The following is an 18,414-nucleotide window of genomic DNA, read 5'->3' as shown; positions in this document are numbered from 1 at the left end:
GCACAAGGCTCGCCTCGTAGGCACAAATCACCTTACGGTTATAGGACGAGCGGCGCGATGCGATGAGCGGGACGTGGATCGTCTGCAGACACGCAGCCAGGGCAAAGACAACATCGAGCGCAACGATTTGGGGAAGAATGAGCGAAATCTGCATCGTCACTCACCCGCCCTCGGCATCAAGACGATCATGCGCAGCTGGCCGGGCTCGCCCTCAAGGCGGTATGCCACGTTGCGCCCTTGCAGAGCGCTTTCGAGCTCTTGCGCAGCGGGCGTCTGCGAAAGATCTGCATCATCGTTGGAAAAAAGCGCGGCACGCAGCTCGACACTGCATCGGTCATGATCGCCCAAGTGATACATAAGCGCCGGATGGTCGGTGGTGTAGGCAAAAAACGCAAAGTCATACACGCAGTCGTACAGGGCGCTTACCGTACTGGCGTGCATCGGGCGCCGTATGGCGATAATCGAGGCGCAATCGATATCGATGGTGCGCAGGTCGCTTGCGAGCTCGTTGGCAATGAGCTGAATGCGGTCGCGATCAAAACCGCTCTCCCCGTGCTGTGCCAACGTGAGCGACCCCTTGCGCTTGCAATAGGCGACGAGCATCTTGGCGCGCTGCAGCATGCGGTAACGCTCGTGCGAAGACGATTCATCGGTCAACGGCGGCAGCGAGCTCAGCAGGTCGTACATCCCTTCGAGCGCGCGGGCAAGCGCCTGGTCCACGTCTTGGACCAGCAAGGTCTCGGCCTCTTGGTCTGCCAGGTGCGTCTTAAGGTCGTAGTCGGCGGCGAGCAGCTCATTTTGACGCTGCAGCTCCATACGACGATGTGCCAGTTCACGGTTAAGCTCGTTGAGATCCGACACGTCTTGGGCAAGCAGGGCCGATCCGCCCAGCAGTGGAAAGGCACGGCACATCACATCGGGATCGGACGCCACGGCAAAGGCATGGGCGCGGCTGTGCGCCTGGGTCCGCAACTCCTCGCGCACGCCCACCGGCATTGGCTTTGACACTGGCGTGGCATAGACTTCCTGCAGGTCGCGCGTTAGAACTTTGAGGTCAAGCGGCAAGGTGTCGAAAATGCCGGCGATGTCGTGATATGACGGAACGACACCGCAATCGAGACAGATTTCCATCGCCACCACGCACAAGACGCAATAGACGAGCGAGAAGTTGAGCCTCCATGCCCAAGGCACGCGCAACGCATATGAGATGGCAAAGAACGCGCCGCCCAGCAGCACGAGCGCCGCTGTGCCCGAGAAACGTTGGATGCGAAAGGACGAGGACCGGCCCACCAGGATAAAAAAGGCCACAAAGTTAAAGGCCGTCCACACGAGGACGGCGAAATAACCCCAGCCGTACGTGTAATCGTTGCTCCAGGTGTCGCTTGTACGGTCAAAGTGGAAGACCTGCTGGTGAAAATCGTTGGTGAGCACAAATCCGATAAGCAGGATAGCCATAATCCACAGCGCAGCGCAGTAGCGGCGACCCAGGCGGTGTTGCTCCAGGCCCGCAAGGCGCAGACCACACAACTGGTAGAGCAGCGGAATGAGCGTCATGGGCACGTAGTACAGGTACCACAGCACGGTGGCATAGAACGGCGTGAACGACTTGTACTTGAGAATGACTTCGATCATCCACAGGGCGCAGATGGTGGCGATGGCAACAAGACGGCGGCGCAACACATAGTCCAAACAGCGCAGATAGACCGATACGCCCCAGATCGAAAATGCAATTGCGGCAACAAGCAACGGCAGAGAGCTCGAATGGACGAGCGCATCCACGACCTCTTCGGACACCTCGCTATAGGCGGGCACGGCGTTAGAAAGTTTGGGGTCGAAGGCGAACAGCGCCGGCAAGACTGCCAAAAGCATGAGGAACATCGCGGTGATGACACCGGCGATAGCAAAGACGCGGTGGCGGTACACCTGATGTGTTATGCCAACAAGGAATCGCGGCATGGCGAAGAGCCTGCCGCCCCTGGGATCCGCCACGGGTGCGGATCGGGCGGCCGCGTTGCCGATATGTCGCTCGCGGGTACCCATAGTGCTTTTAGTGTACCGACAGGCAGGCTCAAAAAGCGGGCCACATGTCCCAAAATCCGCAGACGGCAAGGCGCCCGGCAGCCTCCCCCGTCTGGCACTTCCCGATATCTGCCCGCCCCAAACCACCGCAAAGGAGACAGGCACCTTTGTGGTGGTTTGGGGCGATGCGCTAGTCCACGGTGATGTCGAGATTTTTGCCGATGAGGCCTACGTAGCCGCCTTCGGCTGCCTTGGGGCTGTCGGCGTGGCAGAGGACCCACTTGTCGGCCTTCCAGTAGCAGTAGCTGTCGCCGGCAGCAGGCATGTCGGATGCAGCCTCGGGGCGCGGGCCGTTGGTGCCCGCCGGCAGCGCCACCATCACCTGGAAGCCGCCGTCATCGACCATGCAGGGCGTGTAGTGGAGCGTGGTGTTGAAGACTTCGACGACCGTACCCGCCGGCACGCGGAACGCCTTGACGCACGCGGTGTCGAGCTTACCGTCCTCGATCTCCCAGCGATGCGCCACGAGCAGGATAAAGTCGCGCGCGCCCAGGTTGAACTCGCTGGCGCGGTGATACTCCAGGCAGTTGAGCTGCGTGTTGTGGCCATTGCACCAGCCCAGCTGGAAGGGTCGGCCGCCAAACATGAGAAAGCCCAGTTTATCGGCATCCTTGACGCCCTCGAGCTCCGGCGCACTTGCTACGTACTTGCTGCCCTCGGGAATGGACGTGGCAGAAAGCGCCTCGAGCACGGGCGACGTGAGCTCGGACGGAACGTTATTCCAAACGTTGCCATAGGATTTGAACTCGGGATCGTTGACAGAGCAGATATGCATGTTCACTCCTGTTCGTAAATGTGACTATACGAACATTCTAGAACAAACATGAGCGATTTTGAACGCTCGTCCCGACCAATCAACAAAAAGGCGCCCCCGCATAAGCGAAGGCGCCCAATGCGCGCGTTTTGGGCGATAAAGCCCTTATGCCTGCTGATAGTGCAGGTGCTTCTCGTCGATATCGGCCAGGTCGCGGTCGAGGTAACGGCGCGCGAGCCAGTTAGCCATGGGAAGGTTCTGGTCCAGGTAGTTGCCGCACTCCTCGGGAGCGGCACCGGGGACATCGCCCTCAAAGTCGGCGACAAACTCGAACAGCTCACGCACGAGCGGCAGGATCTCCTCGCTCGTCACCTCGCCAAACACAACGAGGTAAAAGCCCGTGCGGCAGCCCATGGGGCCAAAGTAGACAATGCGGCCCGACCACTCGGCATGATTGCGCAAGAACGTTGCACCCAGGTGCTCGATGGTGTGGCACTCGGCGGTGTTCATGACCGGCTCCTTGTTGGGCGTGGTCAGGCGCAGGTCAAACGTGGTGACGGCAGCACCGGTCGCCGGATCGCGGTCGATGCGGCTCACATACACGCCGGGCTCAAGCAGCAGATGATCAACGGAAAAGCTGGCGATGCGCTCCATGGCAGATCCTCTCGATAGTCAAATTGGGACGGGGCTCTTTTAGCTGGTTCGAATGGTCGTACCAATCATACCAGTCAAAAAAGCCCCGTCCAAAAAGACAACTTAGCCAAGGACACGGGCCATACGCGTCTTGAACTCGGACAGGAAGCGCGGAGCATCCACGGTCAGTGCCACAAGCGCGCTCTTGTCGGGGTCGGACAGGCGGTGCTCATCGCAAATGGTGCGACCGCGATACTCGCCCAGCAGATCAACACGCAGATTGCAGCCGAGTGCACCTACGAGCGTGGGGTCGATCGCCACGGCAACGGCCAACGGATCGTGCAGCGCACAACCACCCAGGTAGGGTGCGTTCATCTCGTACGAGCCAATGTAGTGCTCGACCATGCTAGCAAATGCGCAGCCCGCCATGGTGCCCGAGCCCGTCCAACCGGCAATGTCGCGGCGCGTGAGCACCACGCGATGCGTCACGTCCAGGCCCACCATGGTGAGCTTGCGGCCCGAGCGCAGCACGGCATCGGCCGCCTCGGGATCGCTTGCCATGTTGGCCTCGGCACCCGCACTCACGTTACCGGGCACGGTCAGGGCACCGCCCATTACCACCACGCGGCCGATAGACATCACCGCCGCCGCATCGCGCTCCAGGGCAAGCGCCAGGTTGGAGAGCGGGCCGGTCGCTACGTAGACCAGATCGGGACCATAGGTGCGCGCGGCATCGATCAGATAATCGACCGCAGCGTTGCCATCAGCCGATGTCGCCCCCACCGGCTCGTAGGGCGACGCGGGCACGCTCGCGCCGCCGATGCCGTTCTTACCGTGAATGAGCGCGGTGGACGCCGGCGGCGTATAAGGCTCAGTCGCCTGCAGAGGACGGTCGGCACCCAGGTACACCGGCACCTCGGGACGGCCCAACAGGTCGAGCACCGCCAGGCAGTTATGCGCCGACTGGTCGACGCGCACGTTGCCAAAGCACGTGGTGATGCCGACGAGCTCCACCTCGGGGCTCGCGATGGCATAGGCAAGCGCCATCGCATCATCCACACCCATATCCAGATCAAGGATCAGCTTCTTGATTGCCATTGTTCTACTCCGCTTCTCCGTCTTGTACCAAATCGTCTAAATCAAACACGCGATCAACTTCGGCGCGCGTGGGAATCGACTGCTGTGCGCCCAGGCGCGACACCGTCACCGCCGAGGCGCGTGCACCCGCCGCCATGCACTCAAAGAGCGGCAGGCCCTCCAGACGAGCCGCGGCAAGCGCACCGATAAATGTATCGCCCGCGGCCGTCGTATCGACCAACGTGCTCGAGAGCGCCGGCATGCGCAGCGGCTCGCCGTCATCGCCGAGCGTAACCGACCCGGCGCCGCCCAACGTGATGACCGCAGCTCCGGCACCCTTGGCGAGCAGGGCATTGAGCGCCGCGACGCAGCTCGCATCATCCGCGGGCAAGATGCCCGTCAGCACCTGGCACTCAGTCTCGTTGGGACAGACCAGGTCGACCGCAGGCCAGGCCTCCGCAGGCAACTCGCAGGCAGGAGCTGGATTAAAGACCGTATAGAACCCCAGCTCGTGAGCGCAAACGAGCGCCTCGGCCGTCGCTGCAAGGTCACATTCGCCCTGGGCGATAAAGACGCTTCCGACAGCCGGGGCAATATCGCTGGCGTCTCCGTCGAGCTTATCGGCTACCAGACGCCTCAGCGCGCGGGCAACATCCTCGCCCGCGAGCGCATGGTTGGCGCCCGGCGACAGCACGATGCGGTTGTCGCCCTCGCAGCGAATGATGGTCGCCGTTCCCGTCTCCACGTCATCGCGACGCGCTACAAAGACACAGTCCACGCCGGCGTCTTGGAGCCCCGCCACGAGCGACGTGCCAAATGCGTCGCAGCCGACCGCGCCGATCATATGCGTATGCGCGCCCATGCGCGCAGCAGCTACGGCCTGGTTGGCGCCTTTGCCGCCGGCGTTGGTGATAAACCCGCTGCCGCCAACGGTCTCGCCCGCACGCGGCATGCGCTCGCACGCCACCGAAAGGTCCATGTTCATGCTGCCGAACACCGCAACGATGCCGCTATCTGCCATGGAAACCTCCTCGTCCGCGGGCTCTGCACCCGCCGTTGGCCGTCAATCGTGCGCTCTCGCGCCTCTATAACTTTAGTTCACTTTGATGTGGACGCGCGCTTGAGCTTGCGCCGGCAGCAAGCATTCACAGGAGCAGGCGGTTACAATGAAGACGTGCTGATTATTCTCGTCATTGGATGATGTTTTATGGAACAATTCCCGCGATCGAGTTCGCGCAGCTCACGCCACGCGAGCGATCAACAAGCGCCGCACGAACGTTCGCGCGCTAACCGACAAGCCACCGAGCCGCGCCACGCCGCAGGCTCTCATCGTGCGCCCACCAACAAGGGTGCCCACACCAACAGCGCCGCAAAAGAACAGGCGCCCACGCGCCCCAAATCTCGATATATCCCCGCCCTCGACGGCCTGCGCACGCTCGCCGTCGTCGCGGTAGTGCTCTATCACCTCAACCTCACATGGGCACAGGGCGGCCTGCTTGGCGTCACGATTTTCTTTGTGCTCTCGGGCTATCTGATCACGCGCCTGCTCATCAACGAAGTGTCAAAGACCGGCCGCATCGACCTCAAGAGCTTCTGGATTCGCCGCATCCGTCGCCTGTTCCCCGCCGTGGTAACCGTTGTGGTGGTGACCTGCGCGCTGTGCACCATCTTTAACCATGTGATGCTCACCAAGATGCGCCCCGACATCCTGCCGTCGCTGCTGTTTTTTAATAACTGGTGGCAGATTGCCCAAAACGTCTCGTACTTCAATGCTCTGGGCGACCCCTCGCCGCTCACGCACTTTTGGTCGCTCGCCATCGAGGAACAGTTCTACCTGATTTGGCCGCCATTGCTGTTTGCCATGGTATCCATGCATGTGAGCAAGCCCAACACGCGCCGCGTGGTTCTGGGCCTTGCCGCGGTATCTGCCCTCGCCATGATGGTACTCTACAATCCCGCCGCCGACCCCAGCCGCGTGTACTACGGCACCGACACCCGCGTGTTCTCGCTGCTGCTGGGCGCCTGGATGGCCTTTATCCCCGACCGCGACCTGGCGCCGGTGCGTCTCGCTCATCGTTTGGGGCTCAATCGCCTGGCTGGCGCCGCCAAGCACGGCAAGAAAGCCGAGGACAAGCCTGACAAGAAGGCCAACGAATCAGCCGATACCGCCCTGGCACAGCCGAGCGCCCTCGTGCGCTTTTGGTCCTCGCCCGCATCCATCGATGTCTTGGGCGTCGTGGGTCTGGTTGGCCTTGCCGCCATGGTCGCACTCACCAACGGCTACACCGCGTTCCAGTATCGCGGCGGCACGCTGTTATGCTCCATCCTCACGCTCATGGTCATCGCAGCCTGCGTGCAGCCCCAGGGAATGGTTGCCCGCGCGCTGTCCGCCGAGCCGCTCGTGTGGGTTGGCAAGCGCTCGTACAGCATCTACCTGTGGCACTATCCACTGCTGCTGCTTATGAACCCGGTCGCCAACTTCAGCGATACGCCCTGGTGGCAGTACATCTTGCAGGTATTTGTGGTGGTCGTCGTAGCCGAATGCTCTTATCGCTTTATCGAGACGCCGTTTAGGAAGGGCGCCTTTGGACGCACCGTTTCCGAGCTCCGCGAAGGCACCACCACGCCCGCAAACTGGATGCGCGCGCATATTCCCGTGTGCGCCGTTTGCGGCGTCGTGCTTGTCGTGGCGCTGGGTGGTCTGGTCTTTGTGCCCGACACATCCGCGCTGAGCGGCGAGGGCGCCGAAATCCTAAACAAGGAAGCCAAAAATGCAAAACCCCAGGACCAGCAGGCGGCCGATGACACCGACAAGGACAACGACGGCTTCCCCGACGGATCCTACGACCTGCTCATGATTGGCGACTCCGTGTCCCTGCGCGCCGTCGATTCCTTTGACGGCGTGTTCCCCCACAGTCACATCGATGCCGAAAAGGGCCGCCAGTTCGATGCGGGCCGCACAACATTTGAGGGTTATATCCAGCAGAACCTCGCCGGCAAGATCGTAGTCTTTGCGCTGGGCACCAACGGCCTAGTGACCGATGCCCAGATTGACGCCATCATGGCCGATGCCGGCAATCAGCGCACCGTCGTATTTGTAAACACGCGCAGCCCGCAGCCATGGGTCGGCGCTACCAATCAGGCCATCGCCAACGCCGCCACGCGCTATAAAAACGTGCGCGTTATCGACTGGTACGGATATAGTGCCAACCGCAACGATCTGTTCGACGGCGACGGCACGCACCTTTCGAACGCGGGCGTGGCCGAGTACCTTAAGCTCATCCACGATGCCGTCAAGAAGGACTTGCCTGTGCATCCCGAGGACCACGTTAACGATCCGCAGCCGGCAGCCGTCAAGTCTGCCACCGACGCACTCATCAATGCGCTTGCCTTCAAGCCGCACAAGTTGGGCACCGACAAGTAACCTGCAGCGCAAACTTCCCACATCCGGAGGGGGCGTCTGCCACGGCAGACGCCCCCTCCGGCAGTTAGGGACGTTCCTTATGTACCGGTACCTAGGGACACTCCTGGCGCAGCCAATGAAGACCTCTACGGATGAATTCCAGGCCGCTCCGTCGCTCCAGACATCGTTTCCGCGCCTCGCGCCTGCCCCAAACAATCAAAACAAGCCCTTTTCGCCGCACCCTCAAAGGTCTGTGGGCAAAAAAGGGCAAATATGAGTACTGTTACCATTTTAGTAGCAGGCAAAACCACCCAAAATGACGTCCGAGCGAACCCTACAACCCCCTAAAGCAGCCAACCTGACTGGTTTAAGGCGTATTGGAGCCAATTTTAATGAACATACTATAGGTTATGTTTATTATCTTCTTGAATGTAAATGCTATTCACTTAGCAACAGTACTCATATTTGGCATTTTTTGCCCACTGCCATATAACTAACACCCTATAGCAGACAAAAACAGCCCGCAGCCCATCGCTGCGGCCTGTTTGGAGTCCAAAAGAGGCGCTAAGCGCTGTAACCCATCGCCTGCAGAACAAACATGACGACCGTGAGCACCGTAATCACACCGATAGTCGCCCAAGTGAGCACATTCCACACGCGGCCGTTGCGGTTAGTGCCCATAATGTGACGGTCAGCGGCAATAACCACCTGGAACACCAGAACCACGGGCAGCAGCACGCCATTGATGACCTGCGAGGTCATCATAATCTGGAACAGATCGACGCCGGGCATAAGCACCAGCACGGCAGAGATACCGATGATGGCCGTAATGATGCCGCGATAGACCGGGGCCTCGTCCCAGCTGCGGTCGGCACCGCGCTCCCATCCAAATGCCTCACAGATAGCGCTCGACGTAACGCCCGGCAGCACGCAGGCGGCCAAGAAGCTCGCCGCGACCAGGCCCGAGGCAAACAGCACCGTGGACCACTGACCCGCAATAGGCTCCAGCGCGCGGGCAGCATCAGCGGCATCGCTAATCTGAATACCCGCCGGGAACAACACCGTACCGGTCGTGATGATAATAAAGCCGGCAATGACATCGGCGGCAAGCGAGCCGCTCACGGTATCGATGCGCTGCAGCACGATATCGTCCTCGCCCGCGTTCTTATCGACCACGTTGTTCTGCGCCAAGAAGATCATCCACGGCGCGATGGTGGTACCGATCGTTGCGACCACGAGCGACACGTAGCTGGGGTCATTTTGAATGTTAGGCACGACCAGGTCGACCGCGACCTCACCCCAGTTGGGGCCAGCCATAAATGCAGCGACGATATAGGTCACGAACACGCAGCTCACCAGCAGCAGAATCTTCTCGATGCGCTGGAAACTACCCGACATGGTAAGCATCCACACCAGCAGCGCCACCAACGGCACCGAGATGCTCGCCGGCACGCCAAAGAGAGCAAGGCCGCTGGCGATGCCCGCAAACTCCGAAATGGTCACAGCCGTGTTGGCGATCAACAGCGCCGCCATAGCAAGTACACTCTTGCGCACGCCAAAGCGCTCGCGAATGAGCGATGCCAGGCCCTTGCCCGTGACGCAGCCGCAGCGCGCCGCGGTCTCCTGCGTCACGATGAGCAGCACAGTCATGACGGGAAGCATCCAGAGCATCTTATAGCCATAGCTGGCGCCCGCGCTGGAATACGTTGCAATGCCGCCGGCGTCATTGCCCGAAAGCGCCGCCAGCAGACCGGGGCCCATAGCGCCAAAGATGGCCGCGATGGTCAACTTTTGCTTGGTGCCCGACTTTTGCTTGGTATTTTGCACGCGACCACCTAGCCAATGACCGACATGGTGAGCAGCACCGCAGCGGCGCAGTACGCTACGCACGAGATCATGACGGCAATAACGTTCATGGCGGTGCCCGACGTGTTGAGGTCATGCTCGTCACGCCAGAACAGCACCATCAGGTAAATCACGGCGCTCATGTTGCCAACCAGGCAAATGATGGCAGCGATATTAAAGGACCCGGTAAAGAGTTGCTCCTCAAACATGGGCGCATCGGGGAACGCGGCGGTGCGCACCAGCTGGGCGCACAGGTAGGTCACGAGTGACAGAATCAGGCCCATGCCCGTGCTCTGGAAGAAGAACCCCAGATACGGCTTGGGCTCGTCGTCGTGACCGTCATACTCCAAGAAGTAGTTCTTGACGAACGACACCATGCGCGAGGCAGCAAGCAGCACGAGCGGCATGGCGCACATGGGGAACACCACCAGATGCGCGGAGCCGAGCGCCGTCCCCAGCACCGTTGCCATGATGCACGAGGCAATGCCCCACACGACAACCCAGTACTGGCGATGCACAAACCAGCTGAGCACGTTCGTCGAGTCGTCCGACGCGCTATCGCCCGAGCCGACACCGGCGATCTGCAGGTCCTCCTGATGCTCCTCGGCGATAACGTCCATGGCGTCGTCGAAGGTCACGATGCCCAGGATATGACGGTTCTCGTCGCAGACAGGGATGGCAACCAGGTCGTACTTGGTCATCTCGTCCGTCACGTCTTCCTGGTCCTCGTCGGGCGACACGTAGACCAGGTCGCGATAGGCGAGCTGGCCCAGCGTGGCATCGCGGTCGGCCACGATCAACGTGCGCAGCGAGAGCACGCCGGTGAGCATGCCGCTCGGATCCTCGGTATAGACGTAATAGACACTCTCGAAGTCCTCATCGAGTTTGCGAATCGCCTCGATGGCATCGCCGACCGTCGCCGTGGCGGGCAGCGAGACAAACTCCGAGGTCATGATGCGGCCGGCGGTGTTGTCCTCATAGCCCAGCAGGTTACGAATCGCCTTCTCCTCCTTGACGCCCATCAGGCGCAGGAGCTTCTCGGCCTTCTCGTAATCGAGCTCGTCGATCAGGTCGGCGGCGTCGTCCGGGTCCATCATGGCCAGCATCGACGATGCGTCCGTGTCGGACAGGCCCTCGAGCATCTCGGTCATAAGCTCGTCGTCATCGAACTCCGAGATGGCCTCGGCGGCCTGGGCAGTATCGAGCTGTGCAAACACCTGCGCACGCAGGCGCGGGTCGAGCTGCTCGATAATGTCGGCGATGTCGGCAGGGTGCAGCTCGCCGAGCGTCTTATGCGACACCGAGAGTTGAATGTTCTTGGTCGAGCGATCGAGCAGGTCCATGTAGGACCAAGCGATGATGTCCTCACTGAGCGGCTTGCCCAGGTGCTTCATAAAGCCTTCGACGATATGCTCGAGTGCGGGGCTGATCGCGCGTAGCAGACCGCGGGCGCCCACTTCGGCGCCCAGCAGGCGCAGCTGATTTTCGCCCGACATGGAAAACTTGATGTCGTTTACGCGCACGACTTTCATGCCCTGCGTGTCGACAATCTGCTTGTTGAGCACGTCGCGGGCAAGCAAGAGTTCGGTCGGCTGCAGGTACGAAAAACGGATTTCGGTGGCCGACGTCTTAAGGTGTACACCCGTCTCGTCGATACGGTCGACCCATTTGCGCCAGCTGATCATAAACGGCGTCTTGCCGGGACCGCGGAACGCGAGCGACGTCACGTGCGGAAAAACTTCGCCGGTAGCAATACCAAAATCGTTCACCACGCCGAGCTTTTCTCCATCGACGTCCAAGACCGGCAATTTGAGCATCTCACTCAGATAATTCAATGGTGCTCCCCATCATTATTCCTCCGGACGCGGCCGCATGTGCGACGTCCGGGGGCTTCTGGATATGTATACGCATGCGCGGGCGGCACGCCGCTCGACGCTTACACCCCGTGCATGCGCAAAAAGCACCTGCATGGGGTCATCGACTGTATGGTCGAGGTTTGGATTTCACCTGTAACCTTTCTCTTGACCCTCATTAACCGCAGTAACTATAGCATCAGCATCGCCCTGCGGCATCGAATTTATGCGCTGCACATTGCAGGCATACCAAACGCTGACGCATCCGTGACATAGTCATTGGGGACGTTCTTAAATGACTACCCAATGACTACTCTGTGGTATCTTCGTCCTCGGCAAGCTGGGGGAACACGGCGTCCTTGGGCATGGTGACCTTCGTCAGCGAGGTGAGCTTTTTGCTCAGCGACGTGTCCGTCTTGACCAGGTCGCTGAGCGTCACGATCTTGTAGCCGTCGGCAATGAGGCCGTCGATAATCTGCGGCAGCGCCTCGAGCATCTGCTCGGCGCATTCGTCTCTATCGGTGAGCAGCACGATATTGCCCGGCGTCACCGAATCGAGCACCGTCGAGACCTGCTCGTCGGCACCGTTGAGCAGCCAGTCGCCCGAGTCAATATTCCACGAGACCACGGCGGAGACCAGGTCCATCGCATCAATCCAGTTTTGCTCGTCAAAGGCAGCGTAGGGAGCACGCAGCAGCATCGTCTTCACGCCGGTCGCCGACTTAATCGCATCGGTGCCTTTCGTGATCTGTTCGCGCACCGCCTCACGGTCCTGACCCTTGAGCGAATCGTCGCTGTAGCTGTTGGATCCGATCTCGCACCCGGCGTCGACAATCGCCTTGGCCGTGGCAGGCGAGGCCTCGGCCGCATCGCCCGAAAGGAAGAACGTCGCGGTGACGCCCTTTTCCTTGAGCACCTGCAAGATCTGTTTGGTGGCGCCGCTCGGACCCTCGTCAAACGTCAGCGCCACGTACTTTTTGTTGCCCTTGGGCGCCACGCTGGCGCACGCAACAACGCAATCGGTGGCGGGCACAACCTCGCCGCGGTCTTGCGTCTTGCCTGACCGCTCACCAACCCACACCTCGGATCGGCCCTGGACACCCCATGTCTGCACATACTCGATAGCGCCCGTGCCCTCGACCTTGAGCTTGGGCTCGATAACCGTAGCCTGAACCTCGTGCTTCTCGTAAGTGTTACGGCCATCCTTGACCGTCACCTTCTCGCCGCCCTCGAGTTCGCGGCTATCCCATTTGCCCTGCTTCACGCGCTTGCCGTCGACCTTCACCGACAGCTTTTCGCCCCCATGGCGCTTGAGCACGCTGTCATCGACGGCTAGCAGGTCGCCTGCGTCGTAGGTGTCAGTCAAATCCTGTTCGTCGATGAGATTCTGCAGCGTAGAGCCCACGCGCACCGCGGTCTTCTGGCCGTTGAGCTCCACGTCCACGCTGCGGTTGACGTAGCCCACGACGGCAGCGATAAACAGCACGAGCGCGCAACCCACGGCGATCAGCGCATAGGGCAGGCGAGACGAACGACGGGGTGTGCGGCTGTTGCCGATGCGCGCGCTGCGATCGCTAAAGCCGCGGCTATGGTTGAGATACATCGCGCCGGGCTTACGGTGACGGCGGCGCTGACCGCTGGGCAGCTGCCCCAGGTCGCGGCGCGCTGTCGGATGCGCACCCGAACGCCCGTTTAAGTTGGATCCGTTTTGGTGCATGTGCCCTCCCCCATAAACACAGCAAGCCGGAGCAACAGGTCTCCGGCTTGCCTCCCATCATTTGGTACGTCGCTATTTTGTAGCTTTTGACGAGCCTCCGCTCGCCTTTTGGTATTCGTCCTTAAAGGCCTTGAACATGCCGCGCGTCTTGCCGAGCTGCTTGCCCAGTGCGCGACTGCCCTTGTCCACGGCAACCGATCCCTTGTCGTCGAGTACCTTGGCACCCTTTTTGACCTTGTCGCCCACCACGACGCTGGCCTCGGCGGCCTTGGCGGCCGCACCGCCCGAATACCCGAGCGACTTGACCTCGTCCGAGACGACCATCGCACCGTTCTCGTAGCCGCGCAGCATCGTCGGCGGCACCTGCGTGTCACCAACCAAAACACTCGAAGCAGCACCGGCGGTCACATAGAATGCCTGCACGATGCCCGAGCGTGGCTTGAACTCAACGTCCGAGCAATAGCCCACGACGTCGCCCGATTCCGTGCGCACGTCCATACCGACCCAGATGATGCAATCGTCCAAGTTGATGTCGAGGCGCTTAGCGGCGGCGGAATCGTACGTGTCCTTGACGTCATCGACCGCAATGGCGCCCTCGTAGACACCAATGGCGTCGAGCGCTACGAATCGGTCGGGACGCTCGATCATGCCCGCGATATCGGACTGGCGGACCATAAAGCCGACCACGCGCGTACCGCCCGGGGTAAAGACCGGAAAGTGAATCTTTCCGAGCTTTTTAGGGCTGCGCGGTGTGCCGTCCTTTTTGGTGCGCTTGTCCTCGGTAGGCTTGCGATAGATCTTGGCGCCGACAAAATCCCCGGCGCGCATTATGCCTCGGTCGAGGGCTCCGCAGCCTCGGTATCAGCCTCGACGGCGTTCTCGACCACGACGTCGGCGGCAGGCGTCACGTTGCCGCCCGAAATGGCGTCGTTGAGCTGCTCGCGCAGCTGGTCCATGCGCTCGCGGGCAAGGTCGACCTTGGCGCGCAGGTCGTCGGTCTTGGCGTCGACCATCGGGCCAAAGTCATTCACCGCAGCACGGGCCTCCTCGGCGCTGTGCTCGTAGGTGTCGCGCATATTGTCCCAGGCGTCGTTGGCGATATCGGCAGCCATGGCGCGGGTCTCGGCGCCCGAACGCGGGGCCAGAGCAACGCCGACAATAGCGCCGGCAGCGGCACCAAAAAGTGCGCCGGAGACAAAGCTGAAAGTCTTACCCATGATCATTCCTCTCCTGCGGGCACGTCGGTGCCCACCGTTTGAATGCTGTCCATTATACCCGCAGCACATCACTTGCCGCTCCGCTCATCTGCGTACGGCAAAGGCGCAGGTACGTGATGGTGATAAACGCGTAGGCCTACTCCTGAGGCATAGCCGGCATGGCCACCGTGGCACCCGGGTCCTCGCCGGCGCCGTCCACGAGCGGCAGACCGCCCTCATGCGCAGGTCCTGCCGGAACCGTCGCCGCACCGCCAAAGACGGCAGCGGAGGCCTCGTGGTTCTCGGCAACCGCGCCCTCGGTATCAATCGTCACCTGGGGCTCGTCGTCAAAGTTGGGGACGCCCTGGGGCTCGGCGGGAACGGGCTCGGCGGTCGCATCGACAACGGGCTCGGCGTCGACCGGCACATCGCCCTCGTCAGCGCCCTCGTCCTCGGCAGCATCTTCGCCGTTCGCAGCGGCGACGGCCTCGTGAGGATCCTTGCCCTCGGCCTCGGCGCGCATGCCCAGCACCAGGTTGCGCAGGCCCGCGACCGTGCCTTCCACGTCGGGGGCAGGCTGGTCGGCGTGCAGGTACGCCCAGTCCATCATAAAGGTGGCCGAAGACAGCGCACCGATGGCCAGCGCGTCGTCGGGGCACGAAAGCTCAACCTCAAAAACGCGCTCGTCGTGCTCGCTTACGCGCGTGCGGCCGCACGAGATGCTGCCGGCAAGCCCGGTCTCGTTCATGAGCTCGACCGTCACGTGCTCCAGCAGATGGCAGAGCTCGGTCTGACCCATGCAGTCCTGGAACTCGCGACCGGAATCACCCAGGCACAGGTGCTTGGCAATCGCCGGCACCAGGTAATACACGCGCGCCGTGGCCTCGATATCCTCCGAGGTCATGAGCGGCATGCCGGGGTTCACCAGCACATGCGCGCAGATCTTGTCCTCGCTGACGGTGACCTTAAGGATGTTGAACAGGCCTGCCATAACTCTCCCCTACTCTTCCTTGCCCTACTCGTCGCCATCGTGCGGATCCACAGAGCCCGCACCCGACGTCGCCGGCTTCTCTGCCGAAGACTCGGAATCCTTCTTATCGGTTTCGGCCGGAGCAATCACGCGAATGAGCGAGATGCGCTGGCCACGCATCGACTGCACCTTGAACTTGTACCCCGCAACCTCAAACACCTCTCCGATGTCGGGCACCGAGTCGCAAAGCTCCAAAATCCAGCCGGCGATGGTCTCATAATCATCGCTTTCCTCGAGCGGCCAACCAAGCTCAATCGCGTCATCGCACGAAAAACGCCCATCGACGAGCCACTCGCGGCGCGAAAGGCGCGTGAGGTACTTGTTGTCGGGGTCGAACTCGTCCTCGATCTCGCCGACGATCTCCTCGACGATGTCCTCGATGGTGATAATGCCGGCCGTGCCGCCGTACTCGTCCACGACCACCACGATCTGGTCGTGCGAGGTCTGCATCTCGGACAGCAGCGGCAGGATGTCCTTGGTGTCGGGCACAAAGGTGGCGTCGCGCAAAAAACCGGCGATGGGCTGGTCTCCCTTGCCGTCGAGCGCGGGCTGAATCAGGTCCTTGATGTGCGCGATGCCCGCGACGTTGTCGGGATCCTCGTGATAGACGGGGATGCGGCTGAAGCCGGTCTGGCGCATGGTGGACAACACGTCGGCGACCGTCTCGTCGTCCTCGCACATGGTGGTGTCCACGCGCGGCACCATGACCTCGCGGGCAACGGTGTCGCCTAGATCGAAGATCTCGTGGATCATGCGCTTTTCCTCGTCGAGCAGGTCGTCCTGCTCCGAGACCATGTACTTGATCTCCTCCTCCGAGACGTTCTGGCGGTCGTCGGCGCTCTTGATGCGCAGGATGCGGGCCAGGCCATCGGAGCAAGCGCCAGTCAGCCACACAAGCGGACGGGCGATCTTTTGGAAAAATGACAACGGTCCCACGACCTGCTTGGATACGCCCTCGGCATTGGCCAGGCCGATGCGCTTGGGCACAAGCTCGCCGATCACGATGGACACGAAGGCGACCGCGACGGTGATGATGACCGGCGCCAGGCCGCGCGCGATGGCGGAGAGCGGCGCGATGCCAAAGCTCATGAGCCACGTGGCGAGCGGGTCGGACAGACTCGTCGAGGCGACGGCGGACGAGGCGAAGCCCACGAGCGTAATGGCAACCTGGATGGTGGCGAGCAGCTGGTCGGAGTCGGCAGCCAGCTTAATGGCACGCTCGGCGCGCTTGTCGCCTTCCTCGGCCTCGTGCTCCAACACGGCGCGCTTGGCCGTGGTGAGCGCCATCTCGGACATAGAGAAGTAGCCGTTGATGAGGGTCAAAACGAGGGTGGTGATAAGGGAGATGGTTATGTCCATCGGGAGTTTCTCGAACCTCCAAGATTCGGGACGTCAGGTTAAAACGTTGATGGCGGATACGGCAATTGCACCGGCGCCCAAACGAGAACGCGGGCGCGCAGGCGTGGTCGCTAGATTACGAAGAGGATCACCGCCATGAACTGGAAGATGCTGCCGGCGAGCACCCACAGGTGAAACACGCTGTGCAGATAGCGCACGTTTTTGGCGATATAGAACGGCACGCCCGCGGTGTAGCACACGCCGCCGACGGCGAGCAGGGCAAGTGCCACGGGGTTGAGCAGCGCAACAAGTTCGGGCAGCTTAAAGACAACGAGCCAGCCCATCAGCAGGTAGACCAGGCCGCTTACCCAATGCGGCTGGCGCTCGCGTAGGAAGCACTCGAGGGCGATGCCGATGATGGCGATGGCCCATACGGCAAAGAACAGCACAGCGCCGCCGTCGTTTGCGAGCGTGATGAGGCAAAACGGCGTATAGCTGCCGGCTATGAGCAGGTAGATGCAGCTGTGGTCGATGATGCGAAACACGCGCTTGGCGCGCGCGGGCTGAATCGCGTGGTAGAGCGTGGAGGCTAGGTATTCGAGGATAATGCTGACGCCATAGACAATCGCCGCGGCCATATGGGCCGGGCCTCCGCCGCGCAGGGCGGCGAATACGATCAGGAGCACCAGGCCCGCGATACCCAGCAGGCAGCCGACGCCATGGGTGACGGAATTCATGATCTCCTCACCCACTGTGTAGTGTGGAACGACCGCGGTCTTGGGTCGCGGCTTAGAACTGTCGCTCGAATCGGACATGCCGGTTACATCCTCCAACGTAAAGAGTTCTCAACACTATATCAAAGCGTCTAGGTACGTGCGAAATTTGCACCATACGTGACCCTTTGTTTACCCATTCTTTGCCTGTTGACGCATCAACGGCGAACGTCCATAATGCGCTTGCATTAAATGTTGATGTATTAACATCTTATAGGAGAATACCGCATGGCTCAAAACGCACGTTCCCATCGAAAGCTCAAGATAGCCGGCATCGTTGCACTGGTGGTTGTCGTTGCGCTGCTCGGATTTGCCGGCAACTTTCTGTTTGACTTCGCGCTGAATCCCCGCGCGCCATACACCATGAAGATGATGCAGGATAGCAAGAACGACAAAGAAGGTGAGCAGCCGGATGCCGAGGATACCGAGGCGCGGGCATGGTTTAAAGAGAACCGCAAGAGCAGCAACCTCACCGCGGACGACGGGACCGAGCTTGCCGCCTGGTATTTTGCTGCGTCGGAGAGCACGCACGACTACGCCGTCTGCCTGCATGGATATACCAACGAGCCCATCGGTATGGCCCGATACGCCAAACGCTTCCACGACCGTGGCATGAACGTACTCGCACCCGCCGCCCGCGCCCACGAGCGCTCCGGCGGCGACTATATCGGCATGGGCTGGCCCGAGCGCCTCGACATCGTCGCATGGATCGAGCG

At 61.2% G+C, this 18,414-nt stretch carries 15 protein-coding genes; 2 read left to right on the top strand and 13 right to left on the bottom strand.

Annotation, left to right across the window (positions count from 1 at the left end):
* Positions 1 to 156 precede the first annotated feature (156 nt).
* The 5 genes from AB5405_RS07905 to AB5405_RS07885 form a co-directional block, all read right to left on the bottom strand.
* Entirely contained in the window at positions 157 to 1,956 is a 1,800-nt protein-coding gene (locus tag AB5405_RS07905) for a histidine kinase N-terminal 7TM domain-containing protein (RefSeq protein WP_349128172.1), read from the bottom strand.
* 253 nt (positions 1,957 to 2,209) lie between these two features.
* Positions 2,210 to 2,854 (bottom strand): DUF4867 family protein, encoded by a 645-nt coding sequence (locus AB5405_RS07900; protein ID WP_148332917.1) that lies wholly within the window; start codon positions 2,852 to 2,854, stop codon positions 2,210 to 2,212.
* A gap of 144 nt (positions 2,855 to 2,998) precedes the next feature.
* Positions 2,999 to 3,487: an S-ribosylhomocysteine lyase gene (locus AB5405_RS07895; RefSeq protein WP_195521906.1), complete on the bottom strand. Its 489-nt coding sequence runs from the start codon at positions 3,485 to 3,487 to the stop codon at positions 2,999 to 3,001.
* Between the two features lie 102 nt (positions 3,488 to 3,589).
* Entirely contained in the window at positions 3,590 to 4,564 is a 975-nt protein-coding gene (locus AB5405_RS07890) for a nucleoside hydrolase (protein ID WP_196022345.1), read from the bottom strand.
* A gap of 4 nt (positions 4,565 to 4,568) precedes the next feature.
* Positions 4,569 to 5,564 (bottom strand): ribokinase, encoded by a 996-nt coding sequence (locus tag AB5405_RS07885; RefSeq protein WP_368138100.1) that lies wholly within the window; start codon positions 5,562 to 5,564, stop codon positions 4,569 to 4,571.
* A 186-nt stretch (positions 5,565 to 5,750) separates the two neighbouring features.
* Here AB5405_RS07885 and AB5405_RS07880 point away from each other — a divergent pair, with 186 nt between their 5' ends.
* On the top strand, positions 5,751 to 7,967 hold the full coding sequence (locus tag AB5405_RS07880; RefSeq protein WP_368138099.1) for an acyltransferase family protein: 2,217 nt from the start codon (positions 5,751 to 5,753) through the stop codon (positions 7,965 to 7,967).
* Positions 7,968 to 8,510: 543 nt separating this feature from the next.
* On the opposite strand, the gene AB5405_RS07875 is transcribed toward AB5405_RS07880, so the two are convergent.
* From AB5405_RS07875 to trhA, 8 genes are all read right to left on the bottom strand, one after another.
* Positions 8,511 to 9,707, bottom strand: a complete 1,197-nt coding sequence (locus AB5405_RS07875) for an Nramp family divalent metal transporter (protein WP_117637211.1) — start codon at positions 9,705 to 9,707, stop codon at positions 8,511 to 8,513.
* Between the two features lie 74 nt (positions 9,708 to 9,781).
* The gene (locus AB5405_RS07870) at positions 9,782 to 11,626 is read right to left on the bottom strand and encodes a magnesium transporter (protein WP_217107409.1); all 1,845 of its coding nucleotides are present in this window, start codon (positions 11,624 to 11,626) and stop codon (positions 9,782 to 9,784) included.
* 328 nt (positions 11,627 to 11,954) lie between these two features.
* On the bottom strand, positions 11,955 to 13,361 hold the full coding sequence (locus tag AB5405_RS07865) for a polysaccharide deacetylase family protein (RefSeq protein WP_368138098.1): 1,407 nt from the start codon (positions 13,359 to 13,361) through the stop codon (positions 11,955 to 11,957).
* 72 nt (positions 13,362 to 13,433) lie between these two features.
* Entirely contained in the window at positions 13,434 to 14,189 is a 756-nt protein-coding gene (locus tag AB5405_RS07860; protein WP_117848356.1) for a PRC-barrel domain-containing protein, read from the bottom strand.
* Positions 14,189 to 14,578 carry a YtxH domain-containing protein gene (locus AB5405_RS07855; protein WP_035136593.1) on the bottom strand — a complete coding sequence of 130 codons (390 nt, stop codon included), beginning with the start codon at positions 14,576 to 14,578 and terminating at the stop codon, positions 14,189 to 14,191. The genes AB5405_RS07860 and AB5405_RS07855 overlap by 1 nt, the downstream gene beginning before the upstream one ends.
* A 136-nt stretch (positions 14,579 to 14,714) precedes the next feature.
* Entirely contained in the window at positions 14,715 to 15,548 is an 834-nt protein-coding gene (locus AB5405_RS07850; RefSeq protein WP_070097168.1) for a cyanophycin synthetase family protein, read from the bottom strand.
* 24 nt (positions 15,549 to 15,572) lie between these two features.
* Complete coding sequence (locus AB5405_RS07845; protein WP_368138097.1) at positions 15,573 to 16,946, bottom strand: hemolysin family protein; 1,374 nt, start codon at positions 16,944 to 16,946, stop codon at positions 15,573 to 15,575.
* Positions 16,947 to 17,056: 110 nt separating this feature from the next.
* Positions 17,057 to 17,740, bottom strand: coding sequence for a PAQR family membrane homeostasis protein TrhA (gene trhA, locus AB5405_RS07840; RefSeq protein ID WP_006235740.1), 684 nt, complete (start codon positions 17,738 to 17,740; stop codon positions 17,057 to 17,059).
* A 186-nt stretch (positions 17,741 to 17,926) separates the two neighbouring features.
* On the opposite strand from trhA, the gene AB5405_RS07835 reads away from it, so the two are divergent.
* Positions 17,927 to 18,414, top strand: a 488-nt coding sequence (locus AB5405_RS07835) for an alpha/beta hydrolase (RefSeq protein ID WP_368138096.1), incomplete at its 3' end; no start/stop codon positions are given.

Origin of the sequence: Collinsella aerofaciens (assembly GCF_040920445.1) — a bacterium.
Lineage (GTDB): Bacteria > Actinomycetota > Coriobacteriia > Coriobacteriales > Coriobacteriaceae > Collinsella > Collinsella aerofaciens_BH.
Note: the sequence above shows the minus strand (reverse complement) of the source record. Positions and strands in the feature narration are given on the sequence as shown.

Bases quoted from the DNA above. Each gene is read 5' to 3' on its own strand.
- AB5405_RS07850 (WP_070097168.1), bottom strand. From the start codon at position 15,548: ATGGCAGGCCTGTTCAACATCCTTAAGGTCACCGTCAGCGAGGACAAG.
- AB5405_RS07905 (WP_349128172.1), bottom strand. From the start codon at position 1,956: ATGCCGCGATTCCTTGTTGGCATAACACATCAGGTGTACCGCCACCGC.
- AB5405_RS07875 (WP_117637211.1), bottom strand. From the start codon at position 9,707: ATGGGCCCCGGTCTGCTGGCGGCGCTTTCGGGCAATGACGCCGGCGGC.
- AB5405_RS07860 (WP_117848356.1), bottom strand. From the start codon at position 14,189: ATGCGCGCCGGGGATTTTGTCGGCGCCAAGATCTATCGCAAGCCTACC.
- AB5405_RS07900 (WP_148332917.1), bottom strand. From the start codon at position 2,854: ATGCATATCTGCTCTGTCAACGATCCCGAGTTCAAATCCTATGGCAAC.
- AB5405_RS07845 (WP_368138097.1), bottom strand. From the start codon at position 16,946: ATGGACATAACCATCTCCCTTATCACCACCCTCGTTTTGACCCTCATC.
- AB5405_RS07855 (WP_035136593.1), bottom strand. From the start codon at position 14,578: ATGGGTAAGACTTTCAGCTTTGTCTCCGGCGCACTTTTTGGTGCCGCT.
- AB5405_RS07885 (WP_368138100.1), bottom strand. From the start codon at position 5,564: ATGGCAGATAGCGGCATCGTTGCGGTGTTCGGCAGCATGAACATGGAC.
- AB5405_RS07890 (WP_196022345.1), bottom strand. From the start codon at position 4,564: ATGGCAATCAAGAAGCTGATCCTTGATCTGGATATGGGTGTGGATGAT.
- AB5405_RS07895 (WP_195521906.1), bottom strand. From the start codon at position 3,487: ATGGAGCGCATCGCCAGCTTTTCCGTTGATCATCTGCTGCTTGAGCCC.
- AB5405_RS07865 (WP_368138098.1), bottom strand. From the start codon at position 13,361: ATGCACCAAAACGGATCCAACTTAAACGGGCGTTCGGGTGCGCATCCG.
- AB5405_RS07880 (WP_368138099.1), top strand. From the start codon at position 5,751: ATGGAACAATTCCCGCGATCGAGTTCGCGCAGCTCACGCCACGCGAGC.
- trhA (WP_006235740.1), bottom strand. From the start codon at position 17,740: ATGTCCGATTCGAGCGACAGTTCTAAGCCGCGACCCAAGACCGCGGTC.